This is a genomic window from Acidovorax sp. NO-1, assembly GCF_000238595.1.
Classification (GTDB): Bacteria; Pseudomonadota; Gammaproteobacteria; order Burkholderiales; family Burkholderiaceae_C; genus Acidovorax.
The window spans coordinates 1-18,932 of record NZ_AGTS01000047.1 but is presented as its reverse complement, the minus strand read 5'-3'; the positions used below and the strand labels follow the sequence as shown (position 1 = coordinate 18,932).

At 65.9% G+C, this 18,932-nt stretch carries 14 protein-coding genes and 1 riboswitch; of the genes, 13 read left to right on the top strand and 1 reads right to left on the bottom strand.

Annotated features, from left to right (window positions below; translation table 11 throughout):
* Positions 1 to 33 precede the first annotated feature (33 nt).
* The 9 genes from mraY to ftsZ all read left to right on the top strand — a co-directional run bounded on the left by mraY (position 34) and on the right by ftsZ (position 11,594).
* Positions 34 to 1,212 (top strand): phospho-N-acetylmuramoyl-pentapeptide-transferase, encoded by a 1,179-nt coding sequence (gene mraY, locus KYG_RS04865; protein ID WP_008903728.1) that lies wholly within the window; start codon positions 34 to 36, stop codon positions 1,210 to 1,212.
* Positions 1,209 to 3,248 (top strand): UDP-N-acetylmuramoyl-L-alanine--D-glutamate ligase, encoded by a 2,040-nt coding sequence (gene murD / locus KYG_RS04860; RefSeq protein ID WP_008903727.1) that lies wholly within the window; start codon positions 1,209 to 1,211, stop codon positions 3,246 to 3,248. Before mraY ends, murD begins: the two co-directional genes overlap by 4 nt.
* Entirely contained in the window at positions 3,245 to 4,519 is a 1,275-nt protein-coding gene (gene ftsW, locus KYG_RS04855; protein ID WP_008903726.1) for a putative lipid II flippase FtsW, read from the top strand. The genes murD and ftsW overlap by 4 nt, the downstream gene beginning before the upstream one ends.
* A 79-nt stretch (positions 4,520 to 4,598) precedes the next feature.
* The gene (gene murG, locus KYG_RS04850; protein WP_008903725.1) at positions 4,599 to 5,666 is read left to right on the top strand and encodes an undecaprenyldiphospho-muramoylpentapeptide beta-N-acetylglucosaminyltransferase; all 1,068 of its coding nucleotides are present in this window, start codon (positions 4,599 to 4,601) and stop codon (positions 5,664 to 5,666) included.
* On the top strand, positions 5,663 to 7,096 hold the full coding sequence (gene murC / locus KYG_RS04845) for a UDP-N-acetylmuramate--L-alanine ligase (RefSeq protein WP_008903724.1): 1,434 nt from the start codon (positions 5,663 to 5,665) through the stop codon (positions 7,094 to 7,096). Before murG ends, murC begins: the two co-directional genes overlap by 4 nt.
* Complete coding sequence (locus KYG_RS04840; RefSeq protein WP_008903723.1) at positions 7,093 to 8,082, top strand: D-alanine--D-alanine ligase; 990 nt, start codon at positions 7,093 to 7,095, stop codon at positions 8,080 to 8,082. Before murC ends, KYG_RS04840 begins: the two co-directional genes overlap by 4 nt.
* Positions 8,082 to 8,897: a cell division protein FtsQ/DivIB gene (locus tag KYG_RS04835; protein ID WP_008903722.1), complete on the top strand. Its 816-nt coding sequence runs from the start codon at positions 8,082 to 8,084 to the stop codon at positions 8,895 to 8,897. The genes KYG_RS04840 and KYG_RS04835 overlap by 1 nt, the downstream gene beginning before the upstream one ends.
* A gap of 80 nt (positions 8,898 to 8,977) precedes the next feature.
* The gene (gene ftsA, locus KYG_RS04830) at positions 8,978 to 10,207 is read left to right on the top strand and encodes a cell division protein FtsA (RefSeq protein ID WP_008903721.1); all 1,230 of its coding nucleotides are present in this window, start codon (positions 8,978 to 8,980) and stop codon (positions 10,205 to 10,207) included.
* A 151-nt stretch (positions 10,208 to 10,358) separates the two neighbouring features.
* The gene (gene ftsZ, locus KYG_RS04825; RefSeq protein ID WP_008903720.1) at positions 10,359 to 11,594 is read left to right on the top strand and encodes a cell division protein FtsZ; all 1,236 of its coding nucleotides are present in this window, start codon (positions 10,359 to 10,361) and stop codon (positions 11,592 to 11,594) included.
* A 190-nt stretch (positions 11,595 to 11,784) separates the two neighbouring features.
* Here ftsZ and KYG_RS04820 read toward each other — a convergent pair whose 3' ends face one another.
* Positions 11,785 to 13,548 carry a methyl-accepting chemotaxis protein gene (locus tag KYG_RS04820; RefSeq protein WP_008903719.1) on the bottom strand — a complete coding sequence of 588 codons (1,764 nt, stop codon included), beginning with the start codon at positions 13,546 to 13,548 and terminating at the stop codon, positions 11,785 to 11,787.
* 222 nt (positions 13,549 to 13,770) lie between these two features.
* Between KYG_RS04820 and lpxC the strand changes: the two genes are divergently transcribed.
* The 4 genes from lpxC (at position 13,771) to KYG_RS04805 (ending at position 18,896) form a co-directional block, all read left to right on the top strand.
* Positions 13,771 to 14,694: a UDP-3-O-acyl-N-acetylglucosamine deacetylase gene (lpxC, locus tag KYG_RS04815; RefSeq protein ID WP_008903718.1), complete on the top strand. Its 924-nt coding sequence runs from the start codon at positions 13,771 to 13,773 to the stop codon at positions 14,692 to 14,694.
* A gap of 11 nt (positions 14,695 to 14,705) precedes the next feature.
* Positions 14,706 to 14,882, top strand: coding sequence for a hypothetical protein (locus tag KYG_RS24820; protein ID WP_008903717.1), 177 nt, complete (start codon positions 14,706 to 14,708; stop codon positions 14,880 to 14,882).
* A 34-nt stretch (positions 14,883 to 14,916) separates the two neighbouring features.
* Positions 14,917 to 15,040, top strand: a riboswitch (TPP riboswitch).
* A 115-nt stretch (positions 15,041 to 15,155) separates the two neighbouring features.
* Entirely contained in the window at positions 15,156 to 17,051 is a 1,896-nt protein-coding gene (gene thiC, locus KYG_RS04810; protein WP_008903716.1) for a phosphomethylpyrimidine synthase ThiC, read from the top strand.
* Positions 17,052 to 17,237: 186 nt separating this feature from the next.
* Positions 17,238 to 18,896, top strand: coding sequence for a methyl-accepting chemotaxis protein (locus KYG_RS04805; protein WP_008903715.1), 1,659 nt, complete (start codon positions 17,238 to 17,240; stop codon positions 18,894 to 18,896).
* Positions 18,897 to 18,932 lie beyond the last annotated feature (36 nt).

The following is an 18,932-nucleotide window of genomic DNA, read 5'->3' as shown; positions in this document are numbered from 1 at the left end:
CCGCACGGTGCCAGCCCATGCCGGAGGTGCCACATGCTGCTGATGCTGTCGCAATGGCTGCAGGGCCTGTCGCCCGAGTTCGGCTTTTTCCGCGTGTTCCAGTACCTCACCTTCCGCGCTGTGATGGCCGCCATGACGGCGCTGCTCATCGGCCTGATAGCAGGCCCCAAGGTGATTCGTGTACTCACCTCGCTGAAGATCGGTCAGCCCATCCGCGGCTACGCCATGCAGACGCACCTGTCCAAGAGCGGCACGCCCACCATGGGCGGTGTGCTGATCCTGCTGTCGATCGCCATTTCAACGCTCTTGTGGTTTGACCTGTCCAACCGCTTTGTGTGGATCGTGCTCATTGTCACGCTGGGCTTTGGCGCCATCGGCTGGGTGGACGACTGGCGCAAGGTGGTCAACAAGGACCCCGAGGGCATGCGCTCGCGCGAGAAGTATTTCTGGCAGTCGGTCATTGGCTTGATCGCCGCGCTGTATCTGGTGTTCAGCATTTCCGAAAGCTCCAACGCCAAGGTGTGGGAGCTGTTTGTGGGCTGGGTGCAGTCGGGCTTCTCGCTCGACCTGCCGCCCAAGGCCGGGCTGCAGCTGCCGTTCTTCAAGGAGATCAGCTATCCGCTGGGTGTGCTGGGCTTTGTGATCCTGACGTATCTGGTCATCGTGGGCTCCAGCAATGCCGTGAACCTCACCGACGGGCTGGACGGGCTGGCCATCATGCCGGTGGTGATGGTGGGTTCGGCCCTGGGCGTGTTTGCCTACGTCACCGGCAGCTCGGTGTATTCCAAATACCTGTTTTTCCCGCACATCCCGGGCGCGGGCGAGCTTCTGATCTTCTGCGCAGCCATGGCGGGCGCGGGGCTGGCTTTTCTGTGGTTCAACGCGCACCCTGCGCAGGTCTTCATGGGTGACGTGGGCGCGCTGGCGCTGGGCGGGGCCCTGGGCACCATCGCGGTCATCGTGCGGCAAGAAATCGTGCTGGCCATCATGGGCGGCATCTTCGTGGTCGAGGCCCTGTCGGTGATGCTGCAGGTGACCTGGTTCAAGTACACCAAGAAGCGCTATGGAGAAGGCCGGCGTCTTCTCAAGATGGCGCCCCTGCACCACCACTTTGAAAAGAGCGGCTGGAAGGAAACGCAGGTGGTCGTGCGCTTCTGGATCATCACCATGCTGCTGTGCCTGATCGGCCTGTCCACCCTGAAACTGCGATGAACCCGGACGATCCCCTCATCCCCGCTGCGCCTGCCGCACCCATCTCGGCCGAGCCTGCCATGGCTCCGGCCGACCTGGGTGCGCCTGCCGTGCCACCGCAAGCGCTGCCGGACGAGACGGCCGTTGCACCGCAAGAGGTGACGGCTGGCATGGCGGACGCCGCGGCGCCAGTGGAGGGTACGAGCACTGCGCCAGCAGCGGGCCCTGGCGACCGGGCTGCCCAAGGGGCAGCGCATGCGTGGGACCCCGAAAAACCCCCCGCCGTATCCGCCGCCAAGGCCGCCGCTGATTTTGTGGCGCAGATTTTTGCCGAGGTGGCAGCCCCCGAAGGCGCACCGGCTCCCTCGCAAGAAACCGACGAAGAAGTTGCCGACGCCGCACCCGCCGATGCAGCCGCCCAGCCACTGGGCCGGCCCGGCGAAGATCTGCAAACGATGCAGGGCCAGAACATCCTCATTCTGGGCCTGGGCGCCTCGGGCCTGGCCATGGCCCGCTGGTGCGTGCGCTGCGGGGCCGAGGTCACCGTGGCCGACACCCGTGCCGCGCCACCCCAGCTGCCCACGCTACAGCACGAGCTGCCGCAGGTGCGTTTTGTCGCCGGTGACTTCGATGCCCGCCTGGTGGAAGGCCAGGGCCTGCACGCGGTTTACCGTTCTCCGGGGTTGAGTCCCCAAGCTGTTGCTCCTGTTTTGGTAGCTGCTGGCGCATGTGGAATAAGCGTTGGAGGCGAAATAAGCTTGTATTCGATGGCGCTCGGCGCGCTGCGCGCGTCCCACGGGTACGCCCCGGCGGTGCTGGCGATCACGGGCACCAACGGCAAGACCACCGTCACGTCGCTCACGGGCCAGCTAGTGGAACGCTCGGGCAAGACCGTGGCCGTGGCGGGCAACATCGGCCCCACGCTGCTCGATACCCTGGCGGGCCACATCGATGCCGACACACTGCCCGAGGTCTGGGTGCTGGAGCTGTCGAGCTTCCAGCTGGACGGCGTGACCGGGTTCGAGCCCACGGCGGCGACGGTGCTCAACATCACGCAAGACCACCTGGACTGGCACGGCAGCCTGGAGGCCTACGCGGCGGCCAAGGCGCGCATCTTTGGCCAGACCGGCTTGATGATTCTGAACCGCGAAGACGCCGCAGTGATGGGAATGCTGCCGCCGCCCGGCCGCCCGAAGGCGGCAGCCGCCCCCTCGGGGGGCAGCGCAGCACACGCAGTGGCAAGCGTGGGGGCGCCCCAGCCATTGCCGCCCCCGGTCAAGGTCAGGCTGCAAAAGCCCCAGGTGCGCGAGCACATCACGTTCGGCGCCGACATGCCCCGGCGCCCCGGCGACTTCGGTATCGAGGTCGTGAGCGGCATGCCCTGGCTGGTGCGCGCGATGGACGCCGACGAAACCCGCAAGCGCGGCCGCCACGAAGTGGCCGAAGACCTGCACATCCAGCGCCTGATGCCCGCCGATGCGCTGCGCATCCGGGGCCGCCACAACGCGGTGAACGCGCTGGCCGCGCTGGCGCTGGCGTCGGCCGCAGGCTGCACCCTGGCCCCGATGCTGTACGGACTGCGCGAGTACCGCGGCGAGCCGCACCGCGTGGAGCCCGTGGGGATCATCCATGGCGTTGAATACTTTGACGACAGCAAGGGCACCAACGTGGGCGCCACCGTGGCAGCGCTGGTGGGGCTGGGCACGGAGCGGCGGCTGGTGGTCATTCTGGGTGGCGACGGCAAGGGGCAGGACTTTGCGCCGCTCGCCGCGCCGGTGTCGCGCCATGCGCGTGCGGTGGTGCTCATCGGTCGCGATGCACCGCAGATACGCGCTGCACTGCAGGACTGCGGCGTGCCAATGCTCGATGCCGCGACCCTGCCAGAGGCCGTAGCGCTGGCCTCGCAGCGGGCGCATGCGGGCGACGCCGTGCTGATGTCGCCCGCCTGCGCAAGTTTTGACATGTTCACCGGCTACGAGCACCGCGCCCAGGTCTTTTGCGACACCGTGCGCGCCCTGGCCGACGACGCCGGGCAGTCGTTGGGGGGCATGGCATGACGGCCGATGTGCGCAGTTCCACGTTGCTGCAACGGGTGACGGGCTGGTTTGGCGGCCTGCCCGGCAAGGCGGCCGATGTACTGCCCGTGCGCGTGGGCGGCACCGAGTACCGTCAGTCGTCCAGCACGCCAGCCAGCGTGCTTGGCTTTGACCAGGCGCTGTTGTGGGTGGTGGTGGCGTTGCTCGCCTGGGGGCTGGTGATGGTGTATTCCGCCTCGATCGCCATGCCGGACAACCCGCGTTTTGCCAACTACGCCTCCACCCACTTTCTCACCCGCCACGCGATGTATCTGGTGGTGGGCTTTGTGGTGGCCCTGCTGGCGTTTCAGGTGCCCATGGCCCTGTGGGAGCGCGCGGCACCGTGGCTGTTTGTAGCGGCGCTGGTGCTGCTGATTGCCGTGCTGATCCCGGGTGTGGGCAAGGTGGTCAACGGTGCACGGCGCTGGCTGGCCATCGGGCCTGTCAGTTTCCAGCCGTCCGAAGTTGCCAAGTTTGCGGTGCTCATCTACGCGGCCGATTACATGGTGCGCAAGATGGAAGTGAAAGAGCGCTTCTTCCGCGCCGTGCTGCCCATGGGCGCTGCCGTGGGCATTGTGGGCGTGTTGCTGCTGGCCGAGCCCGACATGGGTGCGTTCATGGTGGTGGCGGTGATTGCCATGGGCATCCTGTTCCTGGGGGGCGTGAATGCCCGCATGTTCTTCCTGATCGCTGGCGTGCTGGTCTCGGCGTTTGCGCTGATGATTGCCAGCTCGCCCTGGCGCCGCGAACGCGTGTTTGCATACCTCGACCCGTTCAGCGAGGAGCACGCTCTGGGCAAGGGCTACCAGCTTTCGCACTCGCTGATCGCCATCGGGCGGGGAGAGATTTTTGGCGTAGGTCTGGGTGGCAGTGTGGAAAAACTGCACTGGCTGCCCGAAGCTCATACCGACTTCCTGCTGGCCGTGATCGGCGAAGAGTTCGGCCTGCTGGGGGTGGTGGCACTCATCGTGCTGTTTTTGTGGATGACCCGCCGCATCATGCACATCGGCCGCCAGGCGATTGCGCTGGACCGTGTTTTCTCCGGCCTCGTCGCGCAGGGCGTGGCGATCTGGATCGGCTTTCAGGCCTTCATCAACATGGGTGTGAACCTGGGCGCGCTGCCCACCAAGGGGCTCACGCTGCCTTTGATGAGCTTTGGGGGCTCGGCGATTTTGATGAATCTCGTGGCGCTGGCAGTGGTGCTGCGCGTGGATTACGAAAACAAACTCCTCATGCGCGGAGGCCGCGTATGAGGAGTTTGTTTCACCAAAACAAGCTGTGCATTGCGCAAGCAATGCCAGGCACGCAGTGCCTCATGAGAGGGGGCCGCGTATGAGCGCGCAGAAAACTGCTTTGATCATGGCCGGAGGCACCGGCGGCCACATCTTTCCGGGCCTTGCGGTGGCCGAAGAGCTGCGTACACGCGGCTGGCGCGTGCACTGGCTGGGCGCGCCCGGCAGCATGGAGTCCCGCATCGTGCCGCAGCACGGCTTTGTGCTGGAACTCATCGACTTTTCGGGCGTGCGCGGCAAGGGGCTCGTCACGCTGGCCCTGCTGCCGCTGCGCCTGCTGCGTGCGTTCTGGCAGGCGCTGCAGGTCGTGCGCCGTGTGAAGCCCGATGTGGTGGTGGGCCTGGGTGGCTACATCACCTTTCCGGGCGGCATGATGGGTGTGCTGGCCGGCAAGCCGCTGGTACTGCACGAGCAGAACTCGGTGGCCGGCATGGCCAACAAGGTGCTGGCGGGCGTGGCCGACCGGGTGTTCACCGCCTTCCCCAATGTCTTGGCCAAAGGCCAGTGGGTGGGCAACCCGCTGCGCGCCGCGTTCACGCAGCAGCCCGGCCCGGCCGAGCGCTTTGCCGGGCGCACCGGGCCGCTGCGCTTGCTGGTGGTGGGCGGCAGCCTGGGGGCGCGCGCCCTCAATGAGATCGTGCCGCAGGCGCTGGCGCTGATGCCCGCCGGGCATCGCCCAAGCGTGATCCATCAAAGCGGCGCGACACAGATCGACCAGCTCCGCGCCAACTACGCCGCAGCCGGGATCGAGGCAGAGCTGACGCCTTTCATCGACGACACCGCCAGCGCATTTGCAGCGGCCGACATCATCGTTTGCCGCGCGGGCGCGAGCACCGTCACCGAGATCGCCGCCGTGGGCGCCGCAGCGCTGTTCGTGCCCTTCCCGTCGGCGGTGGACGACCACCAGACCACCAACGCGCAGTTCCTGGTGAATGCAGGCGGCGGCTGGCTGGTGCAGCAGCGCGACCTGACGCCCGAGGGGTTGTCGAAAATGCTATTGAAATTGGAGCGCCCTGCGCTTGTAGATATTGCGCTGAAGGCCAAAAACATGCAAAAAATCAACGCCACCCGCGAAGTGGTGACTGCCTGCGAGGAGCTTGCAGCATGAAACACGCGATCAGGCACATCCACTTCGTCGGCCTGGGCGGCGCGGGCATGAGCGGCATCGCCGAGGTGCTGTTCAACCTGGGCTACCGCATCTCGGGCTCGGACCTGGCCGACAGCGCCACGCTGCGCCGCCTGGAGGGGCTGGGCATCAAGACCTGCCTGGGCCATGCGGCTGCGCACATTGACGGTGCCGATGCGGTGGTCACCTCCACCGCCGTCACGCCCGACAACCCCGAGGTGCTGGCCGCGCGCGAGAAAAAAATTCCCGTGGTGCCCCGCGCGCTGATGCTGGCCGAGCTGATGCGCCTGAAGCAGGGCATCGCCATTGCCGGCACCCATGGCAAGACCACCACCACCAGCCTTGTGACCAGCGTGCTGGCCGAGGCGGGCCTGGACCCGACGTTCGTCATCGGCGGCAAGCTCAACAGCGCAGGCGCCAACGCCAAGCTGGGCAGCGGCGACTACATCGTGGTCGAGGCCGACGAGTCGGATGCGTCATTCCTGAACCTGCTGCCCGTGATGGCCGTGGTGACCAACATCGACGCCGACCACATGGAGACCTACGGCCACGACTTCGGCCGGCTCAAGGGCGCGTTTGTCGATTTCCTGCACCGCATGCCGTTCTATGGCACAGCGGTGCTGTGCGTGGACAGTCCGGCGGTTCGCGAGATCCTGCAAAGCGTGACCTGCCCTATCACCAGCTACGGCTTCTCGGAAGACGCCCAGGTGCGCGCCATCAACGTGCGGGCCGAGGCGGGCCAGATGCGCTTCACGGTGCAGCGGCGCAATGGCGTCACGCTGCCCGACATGGAGATCGTGCTCAACCTGGCGGGCGAGCACAACGTGCTCAACGCGCTGTCGGCCATCGCTATCGCTGTGGAGCTGAACATTCCCGACGAAGCCGTGCAGCGCGCGCTGGCGGGCTTCAAGGGCGTGGGCCGGCGCTTTCAGCGTTACGGCGACCTGCCCGCCAAGGATGGCGGCACATTCACCGTGATCGACGACTACGGCCACCACCCCGTGGAGATGGCCGCCACGCTGGCAGCCGCGCGCGGCGCGTTTCCGGGTCGCCGCCTGGTGCTGGCGTTCCAGCCGCACCGCTACAGCCGCACGCGCGATTGCTTCGAGGATTTTGTGAAGGTCATTGGCAATGCCGACGCGGTGCTGCTCACCGAGGTGTATGCCGCTGGGGAAGCGCCCGTGGTGGCGGCAGACGGCCGCTCGCTGGCCCGGGCCTTGCGGGTGGCAGGCCGCGTGGAGCCGGTGTTTGTGGACAACGTGGCCGACCTGCCCCAGGCCATTGCCGACAACGCGAAGGGCGGCGATGTGGTGATGTGCATGGGCGCAGGCTCCATTGGCGCGGTGCCCGGCAAAGTGGTTGAAATGCTACAAAATAGTGAGCTATCAGCGCATGATGGGAGAGCGCTATGACCGGTTTTGATCCAAATATTGATGTGAAATCCCTGGGCAAGGTTGCCGTGCTGATGGGCGGCGACTCGGCCGAGCGCGAGGTCTCTCTCATGTCCGGCAGCGGTGTGCTGCAGGCGCTGCGGTCACGCGGTGTGGATGCACACGCCTTCGACCCCGCGCAAAACGCATTGGCTGATTTGAAGCGCGACGGCTATGCGCGCTGTTTCATTGCGCTGCATGGCCGCCATGGCGAAGACGGCACCGTGCAGGGTGCGCTGGAGCTGCTGCGCATTCCGTATACCGGCCCGGGCGTGATGGCCTCGGCCATTGCCATGGACAAGGTCATGACCAAGCGGGTCTGGCTGGCCGAGGGCTTGCCCACGCCGCGTTATGTATGGCTGGCACCCGACCGCCAGCAGCCTGAGGTGGTGCGCACCGTGCCCGACGAACTGGGCCTGCCCCTCATCGTGAAGCCGCCGCGTGAAGGTTCGTCCATTGGGGTGACCAAAGTGCGCGGCAACGAAGACATGCAGGAGGCCGTGCAGCTGTCGGCCCAGTACGACCCCGACGTGCTGTGCGAAGAGTTCATCGAAGGCGAAGAGGTGACCTGCCCCGTGCTGGGCCAGGGTGCCAGCGCCCGCGCGCTGCCGGTGATCCGCATCGTGGCGCCCGATGGCGCGTACGACTACCAGAACAAGTACTTCACCGACGACGTGAAGTACCAGTGCCCGAGCGGCCTGCCCGAGGCGGAAGAGCGCGAGATCCAGCGCATCGTGCTGGAGGCCTACCGCACGCTGGGCTGCCGGGGCTGGGGCCGTGCCGATCTGATGATCCGCGCCAGCGACCGCAAGCCGTTCCTGCTGGAGATGAACACATCCCCCGGGATGACCGGGCACTCGCTGGTGCCCATGTCAGCACGCGCGTCAGGTATCAGCTACGAAGAGCTGTGCCTGCGCATCCTTGCCGACGCGGCGCTGGACACACCCGCAAGGCCCAAGGCCGACTGATGACCAACACGTTGCCAGCACCCCTGGACGTCAAGCTCATGAACCTCACCGCAACGGTTTTGTTCGTGGGCTTTGTGGCGTTCGTGCTGGCGGCGGGCGCCTGGTGGGTGCTGCGCTACCCCGGCTTTGCCATTGCTCGCATCGTGGTGCAGGGCGAGCTGGTGCACAACAACGCCGTCACCCTGCGGGCCAATGTGGCGCCGCACCTGGCGGGCAACTTCTTCACGGTGGACCTGCGCGCTACGCGCGAGGCTTTCGAGCAGGTGCCCTGGGTGCGCCGCGCGCAGGTGCGGCGCGTGTACCCCGGCAGCCTGCAGGTGGCCCTGCAGGAGCATGAGGCCGTGGCGTACTGGGGCAGCGAATTGGGCTCTGCGCTGGTCAATCGCCAGGGCGAGGTGTTCGAGGCCAATGTGGGCGACGTGGAGCAGGACGATCTGCCGCGCCTGCTGGGGCCGACGGGCACCTCACGCGAGGTGCTGCAGATGCACGGGTTGCTGGAGCCTGTCCTCAAGCCCCTGGGGCTGGAGATGGAAACGCTGGAGCTGACAGGGCGGGGCGGCTGGCGCGCCACCTTGGACAGCGAAGCCGTGGTGGAACTGGGCGGGGGCTCCGCGCAGGAAGTGGTGCAGCGCACACAGCGATTTGTGCGCACGCTCACGCAGGTGGCCGCGCAGTATGGCCGGCGCCCGGACGCCCTGGAGTCGGCGGATCTGCGCCATGCGGGCGGCTATGCACTGCGCCTGCGCGGCGTGACCACCGTGAGCGCGGAATCCGCGGCCGCCGGTGCCGCCCCCGGCGCCGTGCGCAGGAGGTAGGGGCATGCAGGCACACAACGAAGTCGGCAACAAGCGGTGGACGGGACAGCGGGACAGAACCGAGAAGGGCAGAGACTGATATGGCAAGAGAATACAAAGACGTCGTCGTGGGGCTGGACATTGGCACCGCCAAGGTCATGGCCGTGGTGGCCGAGGTTCTGCCCAATGGCGAGCTCAAGCTCGCAGGCCTGGGCGTGGCCCCGAGCAACGGTTTGAAGCGCGGCGTGGTGGTCAACATCGACGCCACCGTGCAGAGCATCCAGCAGGCGTTGAAAGAGGCCGAGCTGATGGCCGACTGCAAGATCCAGCGCGTGTACACCGGCATCACGGGCAGCCACATCCGGGGGCTCAACTCCAGCGGCATGGTGGCCGTGAAGGACAAGGAAGTCACCTCGGCCGACGTGGCGCGCGTGGTCGAGACGGCCAAGGCCATCAACATCAGCAGCGACCAGCGCCTGCTTCTGGTGGAGCCGCAAGAGTTTGTGATCGACGGGCAGGATGTGAAAGAGCCCATCGGCATGAGCGGCATCCGCCTGGAGGCCAAGATCCACATCGTGACCGGTGCGCAGAGCGCGGCCGAAAACATCATCAAGTGCGTGCGCCGCTGTGGCCTGGAGGTGGAGCAGCTCATGCTGAACCCGCTGGCCAGCAGCCAGGCCGTGCTGACCGACGACGAGCGCGAGCTGGGTGTGGTGGTGGTGGACATCGGCGCGGGCACGACCGACGTGGCCATCTTCACCGGCGGCGCGATCCGCCACACGGCGGTGATCCCGATCGCGGGCGACCTCATCACCAGCGACATTGCCATGGCGCTGCGTACGCCCACGAAGGATGCAGAGGACATCAAGGTGGAGAGCGGCTACGCCAAGCAGCTGCTGGCCGATCCCGAGGCGCAGGTGGAAGTGCCTGGCCTGGGCGACCGCAGCCCGCGCATGTTGAGCAAGCAGGCGCTGGCCGGTGTGATCGAGCCGCGGGTGGAAGAAATCTTCTCGCTGGTGCAGCAGGTGGTGCGCGAGTCGGGGTATGAAGAAGTGCTGTCGTCAGGCATCGTGCTCACGGGCGGCAGCTCGGTGATGCCCGGGATGATCGAGCTGGGCGAAGACATCTTCCTCAAGCCCGTGCGGCGGGGCATCCCCAAGTATTCGAGCGCCCTGTCCGACATGGTGGCCCAGCCGCGTGCCGCCACCGTCATGGGTCTTTTGGAAGAGGCCCGCCTGGCACGGCTGCGCGGCTTCAAGGTGGCGCAAAAGAGCGGGTCGATGAAGACCGCGTTCGGGCGCTTCAAGGATTTCATCGTGGGGAATTTCTAGCCATGAAATATCCCCTTTGGCTTGCACGCGGCAGCCCGCACCGAAGACCGCGCGAGCGATGGCGATGTACAGGACCGCCTCGCTCTGCCGCACCCCAGACCTCATTTCCCCATTGGCAATTGCATACGAATCTAGAAACAGGAGCTCCAACATGACCATCGAAATGATCGAAGCCGAAGAATTCAACCAGGGCACCCAGATCAAGGTGATCGGCGTGGGCGGTGGCGGCAGCAACGCTGTCGAACACATGATTTCCCGCAGCGTGCAGGGCGTGGAGTTCGTCAGCGCCAACACCGATGCGCAGGCGCTCACGCGCAGCACCGCGCACCGTGTCATCCAGCTCGGTGGCAGCGGCCTGGGCGCAGGCGGCAAGCCTGAAAAGGCGCGGGATGCGGCTGAAGCCGCGGTGGACGACATCCGCGACGCCATCCAGGGCGCGCACATGCTGTTTATCACCGCGGGCATGGGCGGCGGCACGGGCACGGGCGCTGCGCCGGTGATTGCACGCGTGGCCAAGGAGATGGGCATCCTCACCGTGGGCGTGGTGACCAAGCCCTTCGACTGGGAGGGTGGCCGTCGCATGAAGAACGCTGACGAAGGCCTGGCCGAGCTGGAAGCCAACGTGGATTCGCTGATCGTGGTGCTCAACGAAAAGCTGCTCGATGTGCTGGGCGACGACATCACCCAGGACGAAGCCTTTGCACACGCCAATGACGTGCTCAAGAACGCCGTGGGCGGCATTGCCGAAATCATCAACGAATACGGCCAGGTGAACGTCGACTTTGAAGACGTGCGCACCGTGATGGGTGAGCCCGGCAAGGCCATGATGGGCACGGCCACCGCCAGCGGCCCCGACCGCGCGCGCATCGCCGCCGAGCAGGCCATTGCCTGCCCGTTGCTCGAAGGCATCGACCTGTCGGGCGCCAAGGGCGTGCTGGTGCTGGTCACGGCGAGCAAGGGCAGCCTCAAGCTGTCCGAGTCGCGCCAGGCCATGAACACCATCAATGCCTACGCATCGACCGACGCACATGTGATCTTCGGCGCGGCCTATGACGAAACCCTGGGCGACGAGATCCGCGTGACCGTGGTGGCCACGGGCCTGTCGCGTGCCAACGCACGCCGCCAGCCCATCTCGGTGGTGCAGGGCGGCCTGCGCACGGGCACGGACAACATGGCCTACCAGATGCCAGTGGCCGGCGTGGGCACGCTGGGCGGAGCCGTGCAGGGCGGCCACGCCGGTGGCGCACAAGCCGACTACGGCAGCATGTCGGTGCCCAGCGTGTGGCGCACCAACCGCACGCAGGCTGCAGCCCGCGTGGATGCCCTGTCGTCCGGCGGCATGGATGACCTGGAGATTCCTGCGTTCCTGCGCAAGCAGGCGGATTGAGGTTTGCTATGAATAGATGAGCGCGTTGCGCTTTTCATCATTGGATTTCAGAAATCAAAGCAGCTGAAACCTTTTGATGGAGAGCGCAAGCAGCTATTCATCTGATAGCAAACGCAAGCCTTTGCTGGTCCGTAAAAAAGCCCCGGTCGCAAGACCGGGGCTTTTTCTATTTGGATGCGCTCCCTGCGATTCAGAAGCTCTCCCAGTCTCCCGCATCGTCCCTGCCGGGTTTGCTGGCTGGGGCGGTGGGCGGCAGCGCTGGTGGGGGCTTGCTCGCTGCAGGCTTGCGCAAGGCCGCCGGAGTGGCAGGGGCTCTGGTCTTGGGCGCGCCGGTTGCCGGGCGCCGTGCGGGCGCGGGCACCGTGCGGGCGGTTGTGCCGGCCGCCGTGCTGCCATTGACCCGGAAGAGTGCCACCACCTGGGTGAGTTTCATGGCCTGCTCGCGCAGGCTGTCGGCGGCGGCCGTGGATTCTTCTACCAGGGCCGAATTCTGCTGCGTCATCTGGTCGAGCTGGTTCATGGCCGTGTTGACCTGGGCAATGCCCTGGCTCTGCTCGGAAGTGGCCGAGCGGATTTCGCCAATGATGTCGGTCACACGCTGCACGCTCTCCACAATCTCGGTCATGGTGGCGCCCGCGCTGCCCACCAGCTGGGTGCCTGATTCCACCTTCTCGACCGACGCATTGATGAGCGCCTTGATCTCCTTGGCCGCCTCGGCGCTGCGCCCGGCCAGGCTGCGCACCTCGCTGGCCACCACGGCAAAGCCCCGGCCCTGCTCGCCTGCGCGGGCGGCTTCCACCGCTGCGTTCAGGGCCAGGATGTTGGTCTGGAAGGCGATGCCGTCGATCACGCCGATGATGTCGCTGATCTTGTTGCTGCTGGCGTTGATGTCCTGCATGGTGGACACCACCCGCGACACCACTTCGCCCCCGCGCGCTGCCACCGCAGCGGCCGATGTGGCCATCTGATTGGCGGTCTGGGCGGAATCCGAGGTCTGCCGGACGGTGCTGGTCAGCTCCTCCATGCTGCTGGCGGTGCTCTGCAGGTTGCTGGCCGTGTCTTCCGTGCGGTGGGCCAGGTCGTTATTGCCCTGGGCGATCTCGCTGGACGCGGTGGCGATGTTTTCGGTGGCGGAGCGCACCTCCGTGACCAGCTGGCGCAGGGAGGTGACCATGTGGCCCAGGCCATCGAGCAGCGAGCCCGCGGGCGCCGCCGGAATGGTGGTGTCCAGATTGCCCTGCGCCACTGCGGACATCACCGCGATGGCGTCGGTCGGCTCGCCGCCAATCTGGCGCAGTACCGAGCGCGCCACCAGCAGGCCCACGCCGCCCACAACCACCATGACCGCCAGCACAATGGCCAGATTGGACAACAGCGTCTTGCGCACCAGCTGGTCGATGTCGTCGGTGTAAAGGCCCGAGCCCACCATCCAGTTCCAGCCGTCCACGCGGATCACGTATTGCAGCTTGGGCACCAGCGCCTGAGAACCCGGGCGCGCAAACATCGTGGGCACAAACACCCGGCCGTTTGCGCTGGCGCGCAAGGCATCCGAGATCTGCTTGAGGATGTCCGTGCCCGCCCCGTCCTTGACCTTGCCCGCCATGTCCTGGCCCTCCCACTCCGGCTTGATGGGGTGCATGACACCCTTGGAGTCCAGGGTCCAGATGTAGAAATATTCAGTTTTACCGTCCGGGCCGCCAAAGCGCGAAACGCGCAGCGCTTCCTTTGCGGCCTTTTGCGCATCTTCCAGCGGCATGGCACCGCTGGCAGCTTTCGACTGGTACGACGCCACAATGCTGTGGGCGGACTGCACCGCGGTGGTCAGCAGCTCGCGCCGCGATTCGATGATCTGGGAGCGTTGCTGCAGCAACGAACTGACGGCCATGAACAGCAAGGCCACCAGCGCCGTGGCCAGCATCAGCAAGATCTTGCTTCTGAAACTCAGTGTGTTCATGAGATAACTCCTTGGGATCGGAAAAATATACGCCCCGGACAATCGCCAGCGAAGGGGTTCGCCCCGGTGGCGGGCAGCCCTCTTGATGTGCATCAACCAGTCGTAACCGATTGTGGAATGGCCATTCGCCGGCGGGGGCAGGGAAAACGAGCGGGACGCTGGCCACGGTGCCGCTTGGGCCCGTGCGGCGCATGGGCACCCCCGCGCCCCTAAAATGCGCCCATGCTCCAGCAACGCACCTTGAAGACTCTGACCCGCGCCGTGGGCGTGGGGCTGCACAGCGGCCAGCGGGTCGAGCTGACCCTGCGTCCCGCGCAGCCGGACACAGGCATCGTGTTCCGCAGGGTGGACCTGCCCCAGCCGATGGACATCCCCATCCGTGCAGACGCCGTCACCGACACCCGCCTGGCCTCGACCATCGCGGTCGGCAGCGCCAAGGTGCACACGGTGGAGCACCTCATGTCGGCCTGCGCAGGGCTGGGCATCGACAACCTGTATGTGGACATCACAGCCGAAGAGGTGCCCATCCTGGACGGGTCCTCCGCTTCGTTCGTGTTTCTGCTGCAAAGTGCGGGCGTTGAGCTGCAGAACGCGCCCAAGCGCTTCATCCGCGTGATTCGGCCGGTGGAAGTGCGGGAAGGTGAGGGCGCCAACGCCAAGTGGGCACGCCTGTCGCCCTACCACGGCTACAAGCTCAGCTTCGAGATCGACTTCGACCACCCGGCCGTGGACTCCACTGGCCAGCGAGTCGAGTTCGATCTGGGCGCCGGCAACTACAGCCGCGACATCGCCCGCGCTCGCACCTTCGGCTTTACCCGCGATGTGGAAATGATGCGCTCCAACGGGCTCGCCCTGGGCGGTGGGCTGGACAACGCCATCGTGATGGACGACTACAAGGTGCTCAACAGCGATGGCCTGCGCTACGACGACGAGTTCGTCAAGCACAAGATCCTCGACGCAATGGGCGACCTGTACCTGATTGGCAAACCGCTGCTTGCCGCGTACAGCGCGTTCCGCTCGGGCCATGCAATGAACAACCTGCTGCTGCGCGAGCTGCTGGCCCAGCGCGATGCGTGGGAGGAGGTCACGTTCCAGGACGAACGCCAGGCGCCCACCGGTTTTGCGCAGCCTGCCCGGGCCTGGTAAGGCAGCCTGTCATGCTGATCGTTCGCTGGCTCGCCCTGTTTCTGCTGCTCGCATCGGCCGTGTGCTTCGGTTTTTATGTGGGCACCGGGCAGGTGTTCTACAAACGGCTGGGGCTGGTGATTCTCAAATGGACGATCATCGCCGCAGTCGTTTTCTTCGTGGTGGTCCTCGTCGAGCGATTACTCTGACGGCCCGGCGCCGCAACGGCGCTGGCCTATACTCGCGCCTGCTCCGGGGTGTGCTGATGCGCTGAGATGCAAGAGGCCTGAAGAAATTCAGGCCAGCTTGCGAACCCGACGAACTTGATCCGGTTCATACCGGCGGAAGAAGAGCCGACCTCCTTGTCCCCGTGCCCCCAGTCCCTGTGGGCACGTCATGCCCCAGGCGCTGCCGCCCCTGGGGGGCGCACAGGTCCATTCCGGAGCAGACCCCACCGCCCACCGGAACCAGGAGACCTGCCCATGAATGCCCCCGATCCCATCGCTCGCGAGAAGTTTGCTGAATTGCTGGCGCTGACGCGCGAGCCCTTCCCCGCATCGCGCAAAGCCTATATCCCCGGCCAACTGCACACCGACCTGCGCGTGCCCGTGCGCGACATTGCGTTGACCAACGGCGAGCTGGTCAGCGTGTACGACACCTCCGGCCCTTACACCGACCCTGAAGCCGTGATCGACGTGCGCAAGGGCCTGGCCAGCGTGCGCGGGGGCTGGATCACCGGCCGTGGCGATGTGGAGCACTACGAAGGCCGCGCTCCCGTGGCGCTGGACGATGGGCAAAAGAGCGAAGACGCCACGCGCCTGGCCCAGCTGCGCGCCGAGGCCGCAGCCCTGCAGCGCAAGCCCCTGCGCGCCAAGGCCGGTGCCAATGTCACGCAGATGCATTACGCCAAGAAGGGCATCATCACGCCCGAGATGGAATACGTGGCCATCCGCGAAAACGGCAAGCGTGAGTGGATGGAGCAGTACATGGCCGATGCAGGCCGCGAGAAGCGCCTGATGGGCAACCCGATGGGTGCCAGCATCCCGCGCATCATCACCCCCGAATTCGTGCGCGACGAAGTGGCCCGGGGCCGCGCCATCATCCCGGCCAACATCAACCACCCCGAGGTGGAGCCGATGGCGATTGGCCGCAACTTCCTGGTCAAGATCAACGCCAACATCGGCAACTCGGCCGTCACGTCGAGCATTGAGGAAGAAGTGGAGAAGCTCGTCTGGGCCATCCGCTGGGGCGCCGACAATGTGATGGATCTGTCCACGGGCAAGAACATCCACACCACGCGCGACTGGATCGTGCGCAACTCGCCCGTGCCGATTGGCACCGTGCCGATCTACCAGGCGCTGGAAAAGGTGGGCGGCGTGGCCGAAGACCTGACCTGGGCGATCTTCCGCGACACGCTCATCGAGCAGGCCGAGCAGGGCGTGGACTACTTCACCATCCACGCGGGTGTGCGCCTGGCCTACATCCACCTCACGGCGCAGCGGCGCACGGGCATCGTCTCGCGCGGTGGCTCCATCATGGCCAAGTGGTGCATGGCGCACCACCGCGAGAGCTTTTTGTACGAGCACTTCGAGGACATCTGCGACATCATGAAGCAGTACGACGTGTCGTTCAGCCTGGGCGACGGCCTGCGCCCCGGCTGCGCCAGCGACGCCAACGACGAAGCCCAGTTTGCCGAGCTGCACACGCTGGGCGAGCTGACCCAGGTGGCCTGGAAGCACGACGTGCAGACCATGATCGAAGGCCCCGGCCATGTGCCCATGCACATGATCCAGGCCAACATGACCGAGCAGCTCAAGACCTGCCACGAAGCGCCGTTCTATACCCTGGGCCCGCTGACCATCGACATTGCCCCCGGCTACGACCACATCGCCAGCGCGATTGGCGCCGCCATGATCGGCTGGATGGGCACGGCCATGCTGTGCTACGTGACGCCCAAGGAACACCTGGGCCTGCCTGACCGCGACGACGTCAAGCAGGGGATCATTGCGTACAAGATCGCCGCGCACGCGGCCGACGTGGCCAAGGGCCACCCGGGCGCCCGCTCACGCGACGATGCGCTGAGCCAGGCGCGCTTCGACTTTCGCTGGCAGGACCAGTTCAACCTGGGCCTGGACCCCGACACGGCCAAGGAGTACCACGACGAAACCCTGCCCAAGGACTCGGCCAAGGTGGCGCATTTCTGCTCGATGTGCGGGCCCAAGTTCTGCTCGATGAAGATCACGCAAGAGGTGCGCGACTTCGCCAAGCAAAAGGGCGTGGCCGAGGCTGAAGCCCTGGCCCAGGGCATGCAGGTCAAGGCGGCGGAGTTCCAGCGCCAGGGCGGGCAACTTTATATTCCCCTCACACCGGCGCCATAAGCCTGCCTACTGCCCCCGAGGATTCCCTGTACCAGGGCCCGGGGGGCGTGCTTACCCTGTGCGGCAGATGCAGGCACCCGCTCTATAGTCCCGCCACCCCCGCGGCTCCACAAGACCCCGGCGGGGGTTCTGTGGCACTGAATTTGCTATGCTGAGCTATCTGTTAAAAAATGTAAGGAAGAGCCCATGAACGCTCTCGGCCGCTTCTCGATCCGCACCCGCCTGTACTTCGGAACCGTCTTTTCCCTCATTCTTCTTGTCGTCATTGGTGCCATGGGATACGTGGCCCTGGACCGCACGCGTGGCACGCTACAGGTGCTGTTCTCCGAAAGGGTGCAGACACTGACCGACATGTCGGACCTGCGCACCACTTTGGGTGATGTGCGCCGGATTGAAAAAGACATCATCATCAACTTCAACAACTCGGTCGAGGTGTCCACGTTGCGCGAAACCTGGGCGAAGACCCTCGCCGGGCTGCGCAAGAGCCTGGCCGATGTGCGCCAGGTGCAATCCGGCGATGCAGATTTCGTGGCGTCCATCGACAAGTCCCTGGACGAAATCAAGCAGTACGAAACCGGTATCTCGCCCATCTTCGAAAAGATCGAGGGTGCGCAGCTGGACGGCGCCGGCGGCGGCGCCTACGCCGACCGCCTGAAGGTGCACATGGAGGCCACCGACAAGCTGTTCTCCAGCCTGGCCACTTCGGCCCGCGCGCAGATGGACGAAGCGCGCGAAGGCGTGGAGTCGCGCACCTCGGCCATGTCTGCGCTCATCGGCATTGCGTTGCTGCTGGGCCTGGCGGTGCTGATTCCGCTCACCTTCTTCAGTGTGCGGTCCATCACCAAATCGCTGGGGCAGGCGCAGGAGCTGGCCGAGCGCATTGCCAGCGGCGACCTGTCGCGTGATGTGACGGTGATGAACCAGGACGAAGTGGGCCAGCTGGTGGGCGCCATGGGCCGCATGCAGGACGCGTTGCGCGGCCTGGTGCGCCAGGTGCAGGATGCGGCGGGCAACATCTCCACCGCCAGCTCCGAAATCGCCAGCGGCAACCATGACCTGAGCCACCGCACCGAGCAGACCGCGGCCAACCTGGAAGAAACTGCCTCGTCGATGGAGGTGCTGACCAGCACGGTGCAGCAAAGCGCGCAGTCCTCGCGCCAGGCCAGCGACTTCGCGTCGTCGGCCGCTGAAGTGGCGGCACGCGGCGGCGCCGTGGTGTCGCAGGTGGTGACCACCATGGACCAGATCACCACCAGCTCGCGCAAGATCGCAGACATCACCGGTGTGATCGACTCCATCGCGTTCCAGACCAACATCCTCGCGCTCAACGCCGCCGTGGAGGCCGCGCGTGCCGGTGAGCAAGGGCGCGGCTTTGCCGTGGTGGCCAGCGAGGTGCGCAACCTGGCGCAGCGCTCTGCGTCCGCGGCAAAAGAGATCAAGTCCCTGATTGGCTCGTCGGTGGAGCGGGTGGAAGACGGCTCGCGCCTGGTGAGCCAGGCCGGGCAGACCATGACCGAGATCGTGAGCAGCGTGCGCCGCGTGTCCGACATCATTGCCGAGATCACCGCTTCGTCGGCCGAGCAGAGCGACAACATCGGCCAGATCAGCCAGTCGGTCACCCAGCTCGACCAGATGACCCAGCAGAACGCGGCGCTGGTGGAGGAGTCCACCGCAGCGTCCGAATCGCTGCGCGAACAGGCGCGCCACCTGAGCGACGCGGTCAGCCAGTTCAAGTTGCAGGAGGGCGGGGCCGCTTCGGTGGCCTCTGCGTTCAGCGCACCCGCGGCGCCCCCGACACCGGCCGTGGCGGCTAGCTTGCGCCGGCCCGCGCTGCAGATACGGTAAATTTCAAGAGGCGGATTCAAGTACGAAGTGCAACGT